Source organism: Vibrio tritonius (assembly GCF_001547935.1).
In the GTDB taxonomy this organism is placed as follows: domain Bacteria; phylum Pseudomonadota; class Gammaproteobacteria; order Enterobacterales; family Vibrionaceae; genus Vibrio; species Vibrio tritonius.
This window is the reverse complement of sequence record NZ_AP014635.1, coordinates 1,155,333-1,172,212: the sequence shown is the minus strand read 5'-3', so window position 1 is coordinate 1,172,212 and position 16,880 is coordinate 1,155,333. Positions and strand designations below refer to the sequence as shown.

Sequence of the window (16,880 nt, the reverse complement as noted above, 5' to 3'; positions counted from 1 at the left end):
GCAGCTAAGCTGCCTTTTTATCTTTTGCTAATTCGACTTAAGATTTCACAGCCGTGAGCTCTTTTAGTATCGGACCATAGCCATGATCACCTAACCAGTAATTAATAATATGTTCCACACGTTGACTAGTGTTGGTCGCACCCGAAATGCCATCAATTGTGTGCTGATCTAGCACATTTGGCTGTGCTTTATTGGGTTGTATAATTTGCAAGCTAGGCTGCCCATTAACCACAACCGCTTTACCCTCAAACTGCTTTAACCAGTTCATATCGGTCATGATATGACCGCCGAGCGCCGGAGTTTCACCTTGCTGATAAAAGCGTACTTTCTCAAGCTGCCCAGTCACCAAATGCAGCGCAAGATACCCTTTTAGATACGAAAGGTAACCTTTACCTTCAATAGGTAAAACCACGACATCACTGTTGCGTACGCGATAAATCAGTGTTTGATTCGGTTTACTGGTTAGCCCAGCCAAATTATTTGCTTCATTCAGCGGCGTGGTTTCTGCTTTGTGTTGTTGCAATGCTTGCTGATATTGACTGATCGCACTGACTGAATTAGTCACCGAACCTTGCGTAAAATCTACCAGCATAGGCTCAAGATTCGATGCAATAATTTTGCTCGCGCTATCATGAATTTGATCTAATCCAGCGACCTCAAGCAAGGTGCGGTTCTTATCTTTCAGCACTACGTGGTTTTCGGCGTTATCTCCATCAACACGTTTTATTGCTGTACTCGCATCGGGTGCAGCGGGACTCGAATGGATCTCTTTATCAAAACAACCACTGAGTAATAATGAACTTGGCAAAAGCAGAGCCACAAGTAGATACGTTTTTTTCATAACCCTTCTCAAACAATCGTCTAAGGTTTTTCAAATTAGTGAAGATGCATTGGGACAACGCGCGCAATAGCGTTCACTGGACCTTGGTTGGTTACCAACGTCAGTGGCACCAACTCACCTCGTTTTAATGGTCGGAGCAAGCCCATCAACATGATATGCGCCGTGTTCGGCGTTAATACGAGTTGCTGATGAGGCTTAACGGTCAACTCAGCGATAGGACGCATAACACGCTGACCACCTTCAAATACCGTTTCATGGAGCATGGTGTGCTTGAACAATTTGCCCACCACCTTAGTTATGATCAAAGGTTTGTCTGTCCGGTTATAAATGGTCATTTTCGAGCCTGTGGCAGAAGCACCATTTTGCGGCATGAAAATCTCAGCTTGCCCAACTTCTACATGGATACTTTGTGCCAACACCACATTCGGCGCCACCATCATCATTAGCATAATCACTAAGCGATACAACACACTTCGCACTCTTTATCCCCTACTTTAAAATCGCATTAACATAACGATCGAAATCCATTCCCGGCGAATAACCGAGATGCTGTGCTTGTAACACACCATGGCGATCAATAAAAAAGGTGGTGGGCGTTGCTACCACTTGATAACGCTCTTGAGTAATCCCCAATTGATCTAAACCTAACGGTAAAGAGACGCCTAGCTTGTCGGCAAATGCGGGTAAGTCTTCAGGAAAAGGGGGAATTCCTACGCCAATAAAGCGAATCTTACCTGGATGCGCTGTCACGTAATCTTGCCACGCCTTCATCATCACCAAGCAAGCACCACAGGTCGATGACCAAAACTCAACCACCACCGGCTGACCTTGAGCTTCGTCCAAGGTCATCTTGTTTTTTTGGTTATCCAGCACGGCTAAATCTGGCGCAGGTTGACCAATCGCTAACGTTTGTTCTTTGCAGCCACTGATCGCTAACATCGCGACCAGTAAGCTTGCCCACCCCAGCCGCTTAAGCGTCATTCATCCGCTCCTCACCGATGTATTTGCCATGCTGCAAACGGATAATACGATCGGTGTAGCGCCCCAAATCAGGGTTATGGGTCACCATGATGATGGTACGATTTTGCTCATGTAGCCGCTTAAAAATATCCAGTACAATCTGCTCATTCGCTTCATCAAGGTTACCGGTCGGTTCATCGGCAAACAGAATCGGGCATTCGTTGACCAAGGCACGCGCAATACAAACGCGCTGCTGCTCACCACCAGAGAGCTGACTTGGCAAGTGATCAATCCGATGACCTAACCCAACTTCTTCCAATACTTTTACCGCCGCTTCTTTATCCGTCACGCTGTGATAGTGCTGCGCCAACATCACGTTTTCCAGCGCAGTAAGGTATGGAATCAAGTGGAACTGTTGAAACAGTAGGCCTATCTTTTCGGCACGAAAAGCTCGACGAGCGTCTTCATCAAGACCCGCCGCATCTTGGCCGTCCAGAATCACTTGCCCTTCTGTTGCCGTGTCCAAACAGCTAAGGATGTTCATTAACGTGGTTTTGCCAGAGCCGGACGCCCCCATGATTGCCACAAATTCCCCTTTGCGAATGGAAATATTGATGTTGTCGAGGGCGCTGACTTGGTCAAAGCGTTTGCATAGACCTTTCGTTTCAATGGCAAATTCACTTTCAATAGCTAATTCGTTCTTCATAGCTAATGCAGTCATCTTATTCTCCTTTCAACACTTTAGCGGGATCAACATTCATCGCGCGCAAAGTTGGAATCGTTGCAGCCACTAACGCTGCACCGATAGATAAAACCGCCGTAATGGCAAATACAGGGGCACGTAAATCGATCGCAGAGCTAAACACGGTTTGCCCTAAAATTTGCGCCAATACATAACCAATGCCCAATCCCAATACGATTGAGGCCACCGTCATCACTAGGGTTTCTGCCAAGATTTGTCTGGTGATGGCTTTGTGGGAAGCACCTAAGGCTTTTTGCAGCGCAAACTCATGGCGGCGTTCGCCAATCATCGCCGTTAAGGTAGTGTTCACACACAAAGTGGACAGAACCAAAATGACAAAAGCCACCACGCCCATCAAAAGCTTGATTTTATCGAGCACTTTCCCCTCAGATGAGGAGACTTTAAGGATCGGGCGAATGGTTAGCTCAGGGAATTTTGCTTGCAGTTGCTTGGCAAATTGATCAACCTGATCTTTATCATTATCGATACTGAACATGGCATAATTTGCTTGGTCGCCCTGCCCTAACCACTCTTGTAAAATACTCAAATTAACAATGAGATAGTTATCTTCTTCAGCACCAGAATCAATAATCCCTTTAATAGTAAAGGTATGACGTTCTTGCCCCTTGATGATGCTGATATCCGAGCCAACTTTCAGCTCAAGCTTCTTCGCAAGGCTTGCTCCGATCATGGCGTTGCGTTTATCAAACGAAACACCAATCCACTCACCTTGAACTTGCCAATAAGGCACCAGCTTTTTCAGTTGAGCGAAATCGACGCCCATCGCGACCACTTTTTCTAGATCGGATTGCACCATGCCATACAGATAAGGACTTGATGCGACCAATTTACCGTGAGGTGCCATGTTCACCATGGTGCGATAATCCGCTGTCGATAAAGTGCTTTCTTTCGCGCCCGGACCAACATAGAAGTTCGCGCCATAGTTACGTAACTCATGGCTCATTTTTTGGTTGATATCGAAATAAACACCAGCCATAGCGGTCACTATTGCTGCCCCCATGGTGAGCGCAGCCAATACGACAAACACTCGACGCAGGCGCAATTTTAAAGAGCGAACCACCAGCAGTGTATTCATCGAACGATTATTGACGGCCATACAACACCTCGATTGGGTAAAGCGCAGCAATGCGACGTGAAGGGAAATAGGTTCCACACACCGTCATCACAACAGAAATCACTAAAATAAGTGGGATGATAATCCAGTGGAACGTAATGCTCGAACCGAACAGTGCATAGCCCATTACTTTAGCAAGCCCCCAGCCAGCAAGGCATCCTAGCGAACCGCCCACTAAACCACAAATCATAGATTCCGCATAAAACAGTAAGTAAACCTGCCAGTTATGCGCGCCGAGCGATTTCATCAAACCTATCTCTTTAGAGCGCTGCAATATCGCGTTGGTCATCAATGATGCTATCCCCATTGAAGCAGCAATAAAGGCGGCCAAGGTCACCATAAACAGTAAGCTCTGAATCTTGGCGATCACAATGCCTTCCGAAGCGGCCACTTGCCACACAGGGTGAACACTCGCATTGCTTAATGCTTTTTCTAGCTGGAACGAAATGGAAGAGACAAACGCCGTACAAAACCACAGATCATATTCATCGGAATCTAACGACTCCAAGTTTTCTCTTGCTTTCTTCGACAACGCATTTTCCGGTACCGTTAACGCAGAGACATTCACACTCTCTACACGACCTTGCAGATTAAGTAACGCCTGCCCGATATGCAGCGGTACCACAATCGCATCTTCTTCTGCGCCACCATTGGTTAAAATCCCCGTCACGTGCACAGTGAAGGTTTGCTCACCGTGGGTTAGCGTCAATGCGTCTCCCACTTTCCAGCCCATATGCGCTGCGATGGATTGCCCCACCAACGCTTGAGCTTGGCTATCGTCTGGCCACTGGCCATTCACTTTCCAATACTGGGCAATAATCTTGTTGCCGGTGTGATAATCCGGCTCATCAGGAACAGCTAACGACTGGTCAAAGAAAGTCCCAACCAGCGCGACCTTGTGTGATTCACTGCCCGCCGGTTTTTCATGATTGCGCACCACAACCGAACCACGAACAAACGGAGCAAAACCGATGATGTTATTGCGCCAAAAAATGTTCTTGATGTTCGGCAGCTCTGACTCAAGGATCAAGTCCTCTTTGTCCATCGATGCCAAGGCATTTTTCAAGGCATAAGGTAATTGAACCTGACCTTCAGGAGTAATTTCAATGTTCGCCCCGTAGCGTTTCATTTCTACTGACATCTTGTCACCGATCGTGATAGAGATGGCGAGTAGCGCTGAAATTAACCCCGCGGCCAAAAAGATAGTCGTAGTCGCAAGCCATTTACGACCACTGTCATGACGCCAAGATTGGCGCAACATAGTCCATAACATTATTGGTCACCTCCCAACGCTGAGCTGCTATTTACGTACTGCCAAGGGTTATCACGGAAGGCATCGTAAGAAGCTTGTTTCGAGAAGAAATAGGTCTTACCGCCAAATTGATAGCTAAACGGAGCGTCGATATTGGTTAAGGCATCGCCGTTAACCGGATCTTTCACCGTGATTTGCACCACATCACTAAAGTACTGTAAACCCGATTCCAACATCGCTTGGCTAATGACGATTTCGTTGTTTTTCAATGACCACTCTTTGATCGGTATCGGGTTACAGCCGCCCGGGTTACCAATCGAAGGAATGAAGATGTGCACGCCGCAAGCCAAACAGATCACTTGGTCGCCATCTTGAATATACCCAGCATCACCACAAAGCATACAAGCGTCAAACACCACACCAAATTTCATTTCACCTGGGTAGCGGTCAATCACAAAGAAGCGCACTACTTTACCGTCGCTGGCAATCCATTGATAACGATGCAACTTGCCATCTTTTAGCTCATCGGTAATCGCAATATGCACGGACTCGTCTGCGCTTAATTCGATGCTTTGTGCCGGGGAGCGCGTTGGTGGCTGAGAAGCCACAGCATCCCAGTAAAGCAGCGCTGCAAAAATTAGCACTAAAGAGCCTAAGAACCCGCGCACAATACGCTGCTGGCCAATCAATTTGGCTTGCCATTTACGGCGTGAAATTGCGTTTTGTTCACCCTTAATCGCAGTTTTAATCGGCACAATATCGTGGCGGTATTTGACCAAAGCCGGCAGCAAACACATCGCCATCACCACGTAGGCATATGTCCAGAAGAAGTTGGTTACTCGGGATACATAACTCAATAACTCTTGATAGAGATCGAGGATCTGGAGTTTCATTGCCGACAACAACACCTCTCCAGAGAGAGGAAGTAACGCCAGTAAGATTAAGACGAAAAAGAACACTCGCTTGAATAGCACACTGCGCTGCACCATCACTTGTGCCGTGAAATAGTGTACTGAGCCGATCAAAATCCAACCTAGCAGCAATGCTGCAACGTTCAAAATCAGTTCCGTATTAATCACACTGGTGGCGGTCACCATATCGAGTTTCGCCACGCGCGCCCACATAAAAGCGGTCAGCGAGACAATAACAAACTGCCACAGCAGCAAAAATCGATTGGGTTTGGTTACCCATAGGACATACACCAACAGCAATACCGTTAGTGCCATATCTCCTGCGCCGATAATCAACAGTGATGTTTGGCTGTAAGGCAATAGTGCATACGCAGCAACACCAGCAACGCTTGCCAGTACAGACCACCAAAAACGCTGTTTGTAGAATGAAGAGGTTGCACCGGACCAAAGCAGTCCGAACATGACGGCGGGAAGGAGGAAATAAGAAAGTACCTGAGAGAGATAAAAACTCATATTGCTCACATCATATTATTATGGAAGGCGGCCGTTTCGCCGATGACGAACCGGCCACCTTTTGTGCTAGCAGTGCAAAATCACTGCTAACAGCTGATTGGCTTAGTTCAAACCAACGTATTTAAAGTTGTAAGTTGCATCGAAAGGTTTGTACCAACGACCAACACCTGTTTCTTTGTCGGTATGACGTAGTAGGCCAGCTTTAGCAGGAGATTCGATGTGGAAAGTCAGCTCGTAGTTACCAACACCCAACATTTTTACGTTTGAACCGTAGTGAGGGCCATCAGACGCAATCATTGGCATGAAAGTGCCTTCTTGAGTTTTGCCTGTGTCTAGGTTTTTCATTTTGTAGCTGATGGTTAGGTAAGGGATCCACTCACCTGCAGCAAAGCCGTTTTTGTTGCCTTTTAGGGCATGAATGTCCGCTTCAAGGTGAACGTCAGCTTTTGAAGCCGCCATCATCATACCTTGAGGTTCCATAGTTACTGGCTCTAGGTAAACCGCAGCCAATTCCATACCATTCATTTCGATGGTTTCGCCCGCTGGGTGTTCACCAGCCATCGTTGTTGCTGAGAACAGCATTGCTGCCATTGCAGCTGGAACCAAAATTTTGTTAGCCATTATCGTTATTCCTTTTAACAAGAGTTTGTCGCGCTAAAGTCACGCAGTTATAAATATAAAAATGTCGCTATGCTGATTTTTGTCCCTGACGACGAATCACAACCAACGCAAGTACGGCAGCGGCAAGCAACACGATTTGCGGAATCAAGGTTTCGACGTAAGGGTAAATACCCAACAAACCGATTTGCGGAACGGCGTCCATCAGTGTTGGATTAAACAATTTGGCTTCAATCAGTTCCAACACCCCTTTGCCAGCAAAGACAAAGGCCATCAGATACATAAATCCACCGGTAAACATAAAGAAAGGTTTTAGCGGCAATTTCACCACGCTGTAGCGCATGATGACGAAAACAACCGCAAGAATGACAATACCTAGCGCTAAGCCGCCAAAAATACCGCCTAGTGAACTGGCTGAACCATCCGCACCAAGTGCGTAGTAGAACAACACGGTTTCAGCGCCCTCACGGTAAACAGCAAGGAAGCTTGCAAACCAAAGCCCAGCAACTGACCCCGCCGTTAATGAGCGAGACAACTTGCTTTCCAAGTATTTTTTCCACTGAGTCGCTTCGACTTTGGAGAGCAACCAGTAACTCATCATAAACAGCACGACAACCGCCACCAGCATGGTGATGCCTTCAAGCATTTCACGGCTCGCGCCAGCATTGGTAAATAACCACTGGAACAGTGCGGCAGTAATCAAGCTACAAATCAAGCCCACAATCACAGAGTTTTTAATGATATGCAGTTTGTCGGTATGCTCATTTTTCACAAGGTAAGCAGTAATGGCCGCTACTATCAGCAACGCTTCCAACCCTTCACGCAAAATGATGGTTAAACTAGCAATGAAAATCGCCCAAAAACCTTGGTTAGCGTCACCCAGCATATCAGCACCTTTATCTAGCGCTTGGCTTAGTGCTTGTTGCTGTGCTTGGATATCAGCAAGTTTCGAACCGGCTTTCACCATACTGACGATGCGAGTGAAATAGCCTTCTAACTCGGACTTGAATGCAGTATCACGGGCGCCGATGGCATTTTCCATACCGGTGGCTTCGAAGCGATCAAAGTACGCATCTTGCACGGCCATCATAGCGTCAGACACATTGCCTTTTTGATACGTATCAATGGCTTGAGTAATCGCAGCATCAATACCAGTAATCACCGCTTGCCAATCTTGTTTTACTACTGCTTGCGCGTCATCTTGAGTCTGTTTTTGTGAATCACGCGTTGCTGGTAGCCCAGGTAAATCGTCTTTAAGATCTTGCGTTAAGGTCGATACCTGATAACCAAAGTCAACCAAATGTGGCATGGTGAATGGCTGTTTAGTGATTTCTAAAAGAGATTTGAAGCGAGCGTTATAATCTGCTGCTTTACTGCCAGAACGATTCAAACGAATCGCCGTTTCCAAATCGGAGTTTTTGTAGGCTTCAAACTGAGCTTGCTGTACTAATTGGGTCGCTTCTTGGCGCTTTTCTGCCTGTTCTGCTGCGGTACCTTGCGCCGATAAACGATAACTTGCTAAGCCTTGGTTAACCAAACGTTCAATGGTGAGCACTTGCTCACGCCAATATGGAAGAATGCTCTCTTGGTGCACGTCGGTCGTTTCCGCCACCAATTGAGTGCCGGATTCTAAGATTTCGGGTACGGAAGCAATTTGCGTTTTAAGCCAAGTAATCTGTTGGGTTACCTGCTCTACATCGCCTTGAGCAGCAATCATTTTGCGTATTTCACCAAATTTGGCTTCCAGCTCGTAAGCGTATTTTTGTGAGTAGTTAATTCGAATTGGACCTTCAAGGCCTTCAAATACCTCAAAGTACGCCATTTGCACGGTTGTTTTTGCTTCGGCGGTTTGACCAGACTGATAAAGCTCTGCGGTTTTATCGAGACGTTGGTTGATGTCGTCTGCTGCTGCTTGATAATCAATAATTGCCGCTTGAGAAGTAACGGCCACAAATGCACATAACATGACGATGAAAAGCTTCGCGAGCTTTAACATGGTGAAATCCCTGTAATAACCTGAACACGCGAATGCTATCGCAAACTATTATCATTCACAACGGAAAACTTTTGTTACATATCAAAAAATAATGAAATACTGTTATATTCCTTACATTATTATTACGCGATGTTCTATATAAATAAGTTTTTATTCATTTCAGGCATTTCAGCGTTCAAATGCGCCTTTTCCCTAAAAATGTTCATATCGCATCACTACCAACGACAAAAAGCCAACGTTTCCGTTGGCCTGTTACTATTGCTTGGGGTAAGTGAATTTTTAGTTATTGACTGCATGGTTGATGGGCTAATAAAACCTATCACCAACCTCTAAACCATAAAACGAATCAAGGCCTTGAACTGAGTAGCACCCCACCGCCCATAGTGATAAAAAGCCCCCCGATGACTTTAGCCAATTTGCGCTCAACATGATGGGTGCGCTGCATTTTCCCCAAGCGACTAACAATCATGGCATAACTTAGATGTACTAAAGTAACAATCATGGCGATGGTTAAGTACATGATAGAAAACTGCTCAAAGTGGGAGTGGTTCACATCTAAAAATTGCGGTAAGAAAGCGGATAGAAAAATCAATGTCTTAGGATTACTGGCCGAAACCAAAAACGCTTGGAGATATAACGATAGCAGTCCTTTTTGCTCTTCTCTATCCGCACCGTTGGGTAACGTCATACTGTTTTTCGGTTTTGAACGAAGACTCTTGATGCCAAGATAAATTAAGTAAGCTCCCCCAACGCACTTCATCACCAAAAACCAACTGGGTAGCTGCGCCAATAAGCCACCAGCGCCAATAGCGACTAAACAGACAATCAATAATTGTATTCCGTGTCGATGATTTGTTGAACACTTTGTCATCTAACCATATACTACTGTATAACTATGTATTACATTGTGCGCAAAAAGGTGTAATTATGAGAACAGAAATGTTGAGCACTCGTATTGATCATGAAACGAAAGTGGCTTTCACTAGCATATGTGATGGGATGGGTTTAAGTACTTCACAAGCCATTAAATTGTTTGCCAAAGCAGTCATCAATCACGGCGGTATTCCATTCGAACTGCGCGTCGCGCAACCGAATGAAATCACAGCTGCCGCAATAAAAGAGCTAGTTGAGGGCAAGGGTCACCAAGCAGAATCGCTTGATGCCATGTTCGATGAGTTGACTGATGGTAAGGTCAAAAATGTATAGTCTCGAGTATTCAACTCAATTTAAGAAAGACTTTAAGAAGATAACTAAAATGCCGATTCCCGATATTATTGAGGTCGGCAATATCATATCCAAACTTCAGCGAGGGGAAACTCTTGCCCCACAAAATGTAGACCATCCACTCACAGGCAATTGGGTGGGTTTTAGAGATTGTCACGTCAAACCCGATTTAGTGCTTATTTACCGTATTTATAATCAACAACTACAACTTGCTCGTATCGGCTCACACAGCGATTTGTTTTAATCACTTATCAGCCACAAATTCCATTTAGTTGATTTATATAAAACGACTCTCTACAGTGTTGGCAGTTCATTACTAAGGAAATGATGTGAAATTGTTGACGAGACGAATCAAGCGCCGCATAAAACGCGCGCTGATTGCCACGCTGGCATTACTCATGGGATTGCCTCTCGTGCTGGTCATTTTGCTTAAATTTATTAATCCGCCATTTTGGGCATGGGAAATAAACCGCACTCTTTTTCCACCCGAAGGTTACCCCAAACATGCCCAACATCAATGGGTTCCGCTTGCGACGGTTTCTCCTGCGATTCCTTTGGCGATAATGGCATCAGAAGACCAACGCTTTCCATTTCATTGGGGAATCGATATTGATGCGTTAGTTTCGGTAATCGAAGCCAGTGGAGTTAATGGCCCGGAACGGGGCGCAAGTACGATTACGCAGCAAACCGCCAAAAACGTCTTTCTCTTTCCTAGTGAAACCTATATTCGTAAAGCCTATGAGCTTTATATCGCGCTGTTACTTGAGCTGATTTGGGGCAAAGAGCGCATTATGGAGATGTACATCAATATCGTGGAGTTTGGTCCGGGGATTTATGGTGTTCAAGCAGCCAGTGAAGCTTACTTTGGCGTTCCAGCCAATCGCGTGACTCGTCATCAAGCGGCGCAATTGGCTGTTGTACTACCTAACCCATATAAAATTCATCCCACACCGATGACAGATTATGTGCAAGAACGGGTGCAATGGGTGTTAGTGCAAATGGGTCACTTAGATACACAAGATTATCGCCGTTTAGAATAAGCCTCGATAACAAGTTAACAACGTAAAAAAGGACAGGTCGCCCTGTCCTTTTTTATCACTTGCGCTCGTTAAGCACACTCTTAAATCACAGCAGTTAGAAGTACTTCACTAAGCCCACGGAGAATGTGTGAGATGAGAAGCTTGCGTCGTGTTTGACCTCATCGGTCCAAGAGGAGTTAGGCTCATCCAATCCACTTTTACCATCAACGACATCAGGGTAATAGGTATATAGGTAGCTTGCGTAGAGTACGTAATCGTTATCCATTTTGTAGTTAAAATCTAATCCAGTGGCGACACCTAACGCCCACTTAGAATCAGTATGTTTTCCAGTGATATCATAACTACTATTCGTATCATCGAAATTAAATGTGTATTTGAACTTAGAGAGTACAGGCCCTACAGAAAAGTTAATTAGCATATTATCGAATGCATAACCTACTTTGGGTTTAATACTAATGCCAAATTTATTTTCTACACGTTCACTGTAACCGTAACTAATGGTCGGTGTATTCTCGTATACATGTGCATTTTCGCCCTTCTTGGACGAAAAATTGCTAACGAACAGGTTTGTTTCCACACCATAGACCCAATTTTCTTGCTGCCATTGATAACCATAGATAAAGGTAGCTGACATATCATTAGCAGAAAAACCTTGGCTAAAGGTACTCTTTAAATCAGTTAAATTTTCCGTATTGAAATAGTTCCCATCGGTCGCCTCAACATCAGGGTTTACTTTGCCAGCAACAACACCCAGCGCAACACCTGCATACTGGCCACTCCAATCAACTGGCTCATTGGCTTGAACCAAACCGCTAACGGCAGTAAGTGAAATAACACTTATTAACTTAATAGCATATGATTTTTTATTTAAATTAAGTTGCATATAGACTCACGATCTCTAATTAAGCATAACGATATAAATTGAGCAGGCTAATTATTGGCATAACAAAACAACAATCAACTTAAAAAATATTAAATAGACAAAATAACTGCATAAAAATATGGGTAATTTTAATTTAAGGCCACTTTACAAACACCATTCTGATTTTATTATTCCGAATCATCAGGTAGATATATGTAATTGGTTGCAAATAAAATCAGATAAAATAATAAATAGAAAATATAGACACAGAGTTGCCTATTGAACAGAGAGCGGCGAGGAAATAAAGAGGTATTTTAAAGAAAAGAGTATTGGCGTAGCTCCAATACTCTCTGAGTGCTTTAAGCGATTAATCTTGGGTTAGTTTTTGCTGCATTCGCGCATAAATCGCTGCGGCGTTAATCATCACCGGCTCATCCACCTCAAGCGAGTGGCTGTGTAACCCGCCCGCAATGGGCGTACCGTGAATCACATAGACCGACTGACCACCCTGTGATTGAACGTGCTCGGCCAATAACGTGAAATCTTCTGAAGCGTTGACCGCATGTTCTGCCACTACCTCTTTGATAAGCGATAGCTCTTGCCCAACATCAGCGGCTAACGCTTCTAGATCTGGTGAATTGCGCCCCGCCAAAGCCTCAACCATCAGCTCGGTTTCTAACCCCAAACCGTACATGTCGGCTGCTGCTTGCATGATAGCGATGACTCGTTCAGTTAGGTAGTCAAAAGCCTCATCCGTTGACGCGCGAATTTCTACCCACAGTTCAGCGCTCGGAGCAATGATGTTCCAGCTGTCACCGCCTTCTATTCGTCCGACATTAATTCGCCCCACGCCGCTACTGTGCGGCGCAATCGCATGCAAATTAACTGTCGCGACAGCCGCTCCCAGCAGCGCGTTTTTGCCTAGATGCGGCTGTCCTGTTGAGTGCGCAGCCTGACCAAGTAAACGAAATTTCCAGCGTTTCACCGCCAAAATATGAGTCGACTTGGCAGCAAACTGCCCGAGCGTCGGTAAGTTCGAGGCTAAATGACCACCAATTAAATAATCAACCTGGTCAACCACACCTTTGGGAATCATCGCTCTCGCACCAGAAAGCCCTTCTTCATCGGGCTGAAAAATCAACTTAATCGTGCCCTTTAACTCATCTCTATGCTTAGCAAAATAGCGTGCTAACAGTAAACCGGTGACGGTATTGATATCATGACCACACATATGGGCAAAACCGGCATGACAAGAAACATACTCTTCTATCACCGCACGGCGCGAACTGTCTAAGCTCTCTTGCATCCGCAAACAATCGAGGTCAAAACGATAAGCGATGGTTGGGCCGTCTTGCTTACCGCGAAGAGTCGCCACTACCCCAGTTAATCCATGCTGTGCAGGTTCAAGATAACGCGGGTTGGCACCATAGGTTAACGCCGCGTCATACTCTTGCTGTAGCTCGGTGTCATCTGGCACAAAAAGACGGGCTGAAGGCTCAATAATGTCCGCCCCTTGCGCTATCTCGTATCCCCATTGATCGAGTTTTTCTGCCACAAATGCCGTGGCATAAAACTCAAGCCACCCTGGTTGTGGGTGGCGATGCAGGTCGCGTCGCCAGTGTTGTGCTTGCTCAAATTGCGCCAATAATTCTTGTTCTAAACTCTCAATCGATTGATTCATGCTGGGGTTCCATCTACTCTTTTTTCGCTTTGCTCTATCCACCCTAACGGATGCTCAAATTTTTGTTTTGGTATACGTCATTATTTTGATAATGTCATCTAAGTTATTGTATACCCAAGTAACCTCAAGATGCGGTTTCAGCGAGAATGTATTCGCTTATAGGCAAGGCACCGATTTGAATACATAGTTATTCTACGTATAAAATCGGTAACGCAGCATAGAAGCGAATACAACTCGCCCTTTGGGAGCTCATCAACAAGCCCATTTCTGCGCCCAATGACGTTGAAAGGGAATGACCATTCCTGCCGTCATTGAGCTTGACCTGTGCTCGTTGATGAAGCTCTGAAGTCTGCATCTTGAGGTCATTTGGGTATATCGATTTGGAATATCAAACATGGAAATTCAACTTGCTCATTCATCTCATCAAGAAATGTTCACTCGCTACATGCAGATTTGTTTGGCAGCGAAGTTGGATTACTACGAATTGGCCGAAGGCAATCCCAAGCGTTTTTTAGCGCAATTGGTAGCGAACGCCCAAGGGCAACAATTACCCGAAGGCTGGGTACCTTGCTCAACCTACTTTGCCATTCAAGATGGGGAGATTCTAGGATCGATTCGTGTTCGTCACGGCACCAATGATGTGATCGTCAATGACATTGGTCATATTGGTTACGACACCAAGCCCAGCGCCCGAGGCAAAGGGGTTGCCAGCAGTTTATTAGATTTTGTGAAAACACACGTGATCGATACGCCCGCTTATTTGATTTGCGATCAACATAATATCGCCTCGCGAAAAGTCATCGAACGCGCACAAGGCGTTTGGGATAAAGATTTTTCTCAACAGCCTGAACATTCTGATCGGCTGCGCTATCTCCTTGCTCCTTCATCGTTTGACCACGACAAACCATCACAATGCTGCATTCGCTAAGAGTTTGGGTATATACTCTGCGCAAATTTTTTGTCGAAGAGTGAATATGTCTACCCAATCTACGGTCATTATCGGCCTTTATAACCCGAAGAATCCAACCAACGTTGGAGCAGTGATGCGTGCCGCAGGATGTTATGAAGCAACACAAGTGCGCTATAACGGCACTCGTTACAACCGAGCAATGAAATTTCAGACCGACACCAAGAACGTTCATGAACGTATTCAATTGGTGGATATGCCAGACTTAACGGCAGAATTGGAAGACGATGTCGAAATCGTGTGTGTGGAATTTGCCATTGGCGCGACCGCGTTACCAAGCTTCGTTCACCCGAAAAAGGCCATCTATCTTTTCGGCCCAGAAGACGGCTCTCTCCCGCAAGAGGAAGTCGATAAGGCGCATCACGTAGTGTATGTACCAACAGTCGGCTGTATGAATTTAGCCGCCACCGTTAACGTGCTGCTCTATGACAGATTAGCTAAATCGGCACAAATTATCGATGATGATCAGACGATTATTTCCAGTCGTGATAATAAAAACCGCCTAAAAATTAAAGCGTTCTAAACTCGATTAGTTTCAGTCGTTAAACCTCTCATTAAACGGCAAATAGAGATAGTGAGTACGTAATCTTACAGCAGAGCAGCTCAATAGATTGGTGAGTTCGCTCAGCTTGTTTTTTTGCCCATGAATAAACAGCCCGTTATGGAACAGTGACTGAATCGCAATCAGATCACACCCATAGTGGCGCAATTTTTTGCTTGCTTGATGCAAACTTGCTCGGTCTTTCTCGACCACAACCAGCACACTTAACAGCCCAGCTTGTTCGAATTGTTGCACAGTTTTTGCCACGTCAAACCTTAATGGACGATAAAGCAACATTCCAATCAACCCCGTTGAGCGCGACGCCAAAGATTGCGCCAATTTATTGGGCTGATAATCAAGTTGCTCAATCGCCTCAATAATCCGGTTGTAGTTATTCCTCGACACAGTTTTGTTATTAATCACCCGTGATACGGTCGATTTTGATACACCAGCGCACCTTGCAACATCTTCCATTTTGACCATCTGCCACCTGCTTTGTTTTCAATAGCGAGTCATCGAATAAAAGGGATGTTGCCATCCCTTTGCCATGATTGGGGGTTAATCAGCAAGCATATTGTCACTCGTTTCATCATCAAACAGAGGGTGACAACATGAGTCAAAGCATACACAAACAAACACAAAATGAACATATAAAAACAAATATAAACATTAAAATATTCATTTGTGTTCATTTAAAACTCATGATAGCGTGTTTGCATCATCAACATACAAGATGGAACACACCATGATTAAACTGATCATTACCGATATGGACGGCACTTTTTTAAATTCTGCTGGCGATTACAATCGCACCTTATTTCAAGAAGTGAACCAGAAAATGCAGCAAGCTGGGGTGCATTTTTCCCCTTGTACAGGCAAGCAAGTAGAACGTGTGGAAGAGCTGTTTGGCGATATCAGTCGCGATTTTTGGATCTTAGGCGACAGCGCTACGCGGATTAAACATCAAGGCGAGTATGTTTATCAGTCATTGCTACCTAACTCTCTTGGGCAAGCGATCATCGACAGATTGCAATCAGAGCAAGGTGAACACATTATCGTCGCCTGTACTCCGGATGGAGCATACCTCCTAGACAGCACCGCAGAACCATTAAAAGCGCTGATGCGTCGCTCCTACACCAAGCTAACTGAAGTGCGTAACTATCAGCAAATAGACGGGGACTTTGTCAAAATTACGGTCTTTGATCCCAGAGGTGGATGTCCAGAGCTGCGCACTCATTTAACGGATTTTGATGAGCAAGCCTATATCGTCGTTTCAGAAGCAAACTGGATTGATATTGCTAACCAAGGTGTGCATAAAGGAACAACCGTGGCCCGATTGCAAGAGATGCTTGGCGTGACCGAACAAGAGACCATGGTGTTTGGGGATGGCTTTAATGATATTGAACTATTGGAACGAGGTGCTTTTAGTTTTGCCATGCGTAACGCTTTTCCAGAGACGCAAGCCATCGCCAAATACATCACTGGCTCCAATGACCAAGAAGCTGTGATGACCACTATTCTACAAATGTTACAACTTCAGGAAAAATCCAAGTAGAATGAAGCGCATGTAGCTCATCGCTCAACACAAAACGAACCC

20 protein-coding genes are annotated in these 16,880 nt (G+C 45.2%); 6 read left to right on the top strand and 14 right to left on the bottom strand.

Annotated elements, in window-relative coordinates; all coding sequences use genetic code 11:
• Nucleotides 1-37 precede the first annotated feature (37 nt).
• The 10 genes from JCM16456_RS05350 to JCM16456_RS05305 all read right to left on the bottom strand — a co-directional run bounded on the left by JCM16456_RS05350 (nucleotide 38) and on the right by JCM16456_RS05305 (nucleotide 9,839).
• On the bottom strand, nucleotides 38-841 hold the full coding sequence (locus tag JCM16456_RS05350) for an FMN-binding protein (protein ID WP_068713065.1): 804 nt from the start codon (nucleotides 839-841) through the stop codon (nucleotides 38-40).
• A gap of 35 nt (nucleotides 842-876) precedes the next feature.
• A complete protein-coding gene (locus JCM16456_RS05345) occupies nucleotides 877-1,320 on the bottom strand; it encodes a copper chaperone PCu(A)C (RefSeq protein ID WP_156430452.1) in 444 nt (147 codons plus the stop codon).
• A 10-nt stretch (nucleotides 1,321-1,330) separates the two neighbouring features.
• Nucleotides 1,331-1,822: a TlpA family protein disulfide reductase gene (locus JCM16456_RS05340; protein ID WP_068713062.1), complete on the bottom strand. Its 492-nt coding sequence runs from the start codon at nucleotides 1,820-1,822 to the stop codon at nucleotides 1,331-1,333.
• Nucleotides 1,812-2,522, bottom strand: coding sequence for an ABC transporter ATP-binding protein (locus JCM16456_RS05335; protein WP_068713060.1), 711 nt, complete (start codon nucleotides 2,520-2,522; stop codon nucleotides 1,812-1,814). The genes JCM16456_RS05340 and JCM16456_RS05335 overlap by 11 nt, the downstream gene beginning before the upstream one ends.
• A gap of 1 nt (nucleotide 2,523) precedes the next feature.
• Complete coding sequence (locus JCM16456_RS05330; RefSeq protein ID WP_068713058.1) at nucleotides 2,524-3,660, bottom strand: ABC transporter permease; 1,137 nt, start codon at nucleotides 3,658-3,660, stop codon at nucleotides 2,524-2,526.
• Nucleotides 3,647-4,951: an ABC transporter permease gene (locus JCM16456_RS05325; protein WP_068713056.1), complete on the bottom strand. Its 1,305-nt coding sequence runs from the start codon at nucleotides 4,949-4,951 to the stop codon at nucleotides 3,647-3,649. Before JCM16456_RS05325 ends, JCM16456_RS05330 begins: the two co-directional genes overlap by 14 nt.
• Nucleotides 4,951-6,354 carry a Fe-S-containing protein gene (locus JCM16456_RS05320; RefSeq protein WP_068713054.1) on the bottom strand — a complete coding sequence of 468 codons (1,404 nt, stop codon included), beginning with the start codon at nucleotides 6,352-6,354 and terminating at the stop codon, nucleotides 4,951-4,953. Before JCM16456_RS05320 ends, JCM16456_RS05325 begins: the two co-directional genes overlap by 1 nt.
• 102 nt (nucleotides 6,355-6,456) lie before the next feature.
• A complete protein-coding gene (locus JCM16456_RS05315) occupies nucleotides 6,457-6,975 on the bottom strand; it encodes an iron transporter (protein ID WP_068713052.1) in 519 nt (172 codons plus the stop codon).
• Nucleotides 6,976-7,042: 67 nt separating this feature from the next.
• A complete protein-coding gene (locus JCM16456_RS05310; protein WP_068713050.1) occupies nucleotides 7,043-8,968 on the bottom strand; it encodes an FTR1 family iron permease in 1,926 nt (641 codons plus the stop codon).
• A gap of 346 nt (nucleotides 8,969-9,314) precedes the next feature.
• Nucleotides 9,315-9,839, bottom strand: a complete 525-nt coding sequence (locus JCM16456_RS05305) for a LysE family translocator (RefSeq protein WP_082712221.1) — start codon at nucleotides 9,837-9,839, stop codon at nucleotides 9,315-9,317.
• Nucleotides 9,840-9,895: 56 nt separating this feature from the next.
• On the opposite strand from JCM16456_RS05305, the gene JCM16456_RS05300 reads away from it, so the two are divergent.
• The 3 genes from JCM16456_RS05300 (at nucleotide 9,896) to mtgA (ending at nucleotide 11,232) form a co-directional block, all read left to right on the top strand.
• Nucleotides 9,896-10,174: a type II toxin-antitoxin system RelB/DinJ family antitoxin gene (locus JCM16456_RS05300; protein ID WP_068713046.1), complete on the top strand. Its 279-nt coding sequence runs from the start codon at nucleotides 9,896-9,898 to the stop codon at nucleotides 10,172-10,174.
• A complete protein-coding gene (locus JCM16456_RS05295; RefSeq protein ID WP_068713044.1) occupies nucleotides 10,167-10,436 on the top strand; it encodes a type II toxin-antitoxin system RelE/ParE family toxin in 270 nt (89 codons plus the stop codon). The genes JCM16456_RS05300 and JCM16456_RS05295 overlap by 8 nt, the downstream gene beginning before the upstream one ends.
• A gap of 106 nt (nucleotides 10,437-10,542) precedes the next feature.
• Nucleotides 10,543-11,232 (top strand): monofunctional biosynthetic peptidoglycan transglycosylase, encoded by a 690-nt coding sequence (gene mtgA, locus JCM16456_RS05290; protein ID WP_082712318.1) that lies wholly within the window; start codon nucleotides 10,543-10,545, stop codon nucleotides 11,230-11,232.
• A 94-nt stretch (nucleotides 11,233-11,326) separates the two neighbouring features.
• Here mtgA and JCM16456_RS05285 read toward each other — a convergent pair whose 3' ends face one another.
• The 3 genes from JCM16456_RS05285 to JCM16456_RS23575 all read right to left on the bottom strand — a co-directional run bounded on the left by JCM16456_RS05285 (nucleotide 11,327) and on the right by JCM16456_RS23575 (nucleotide 14,130).
• Nucleotides 11,327-12,115, bottom strand: a complete 789-nt coding sequence (locus JCM16456_RS05285; RefSeq protein ID WP_068713042.1) for an outer membrane protein — start codon at nucleotides 12,113-12,115, stop codon at nucleotides 11,327-11,329.
• Nucleotides 12,116-12,461: 346 nt separating this feature from the next.
• Nucleotides 12,462-13,775, bottom strand: coding sequence for an amidohydrolase (locus JCM16456_RS05280; protein ID WP_068713040.1), 1,314 nt, complete (start codon nucleotides 13,773-13,775; stop codon nucleotides 12,462-12,464).
• Between the two features lie 187 nt (nucleotides 13,776-13,962).
• Nucleotides 13,963-14,130, bottom strand: coding sequence for a hypothetical protein (locus JCM16456_RS23575; RefSeq protein ID WP_156430451.1), 168 nt, complete (start codon nucleotides 14,128-14,130; stop codon nucleotides 13,963-13,965).
• A gap of 39 nt (nucleotides 14,131-14,169) precedes the next feature.
• Here JCM16456_RS23575 and JCM16456_RS05275 point away from each other — a divergent pair, with 39 nt between their 5' ends.
• Entirely contained in the window at nucleotides 14,170-14,703 is a 534-nt protein-coding gene (locus JCM16456_RS05275; protein ID WP_068713038.1) for a GNAT family N-acetyltransferase, read from the top strand.
• Nucleotides 14,704-14,749: 46 nt separating this feature from the next.
• On the top strand, nucleotides 14,750-15,265 hold the full coding sequence (locus JCM16456_RS05270; RefSeq protein ID WP_068713035.1) for an RNA methyltransferase: 516 nt from the start codon (nucleotides 14,750-14,752) through the stop codon (nucleotides 15,263-15,265).
• A 12-nt stretch (nucleotides 15,266-15,277) separates the two neighbouring features.
• On the opposite strand, the gene JCM16456_RS05265 is transcribed toward JCM16456_RS05270, so the two are convergent.
• Nucleotides 15,278-15,766, bottom strand: a complete 489-nt coding sequence (locus JCM16456_RS05265) for a LacI family DNA-binding transcriptional regulator (RefSeq protein WP_068713033.1) — start codon at nucleotides 15,764-15,766, stop codon at nucleotides 15,278-15,280.
• Between the two features lie 262 nt (nucleotides 15,767-16,028).
• Here JCM16456_RS05265 and JCM16456_RS05260 point away from each other — a divergent pair, with 262 nt between their 5' ends.
• On the top strand, nucleotides 16,029-16,838 hold the full coding sequence (locus tag JCM16456_RS05260; protein WP_068713030.1) for a Cof-type HAD-IIB family hydrolase: 810 nt from the start codon (nucleotides 16,029-16,031) through the stop codon (nucleotides 16,836-16,838).
• The last annotated feature ends 42 nt before the right edge of the window (nucleotides 16,839-16,880 follow it).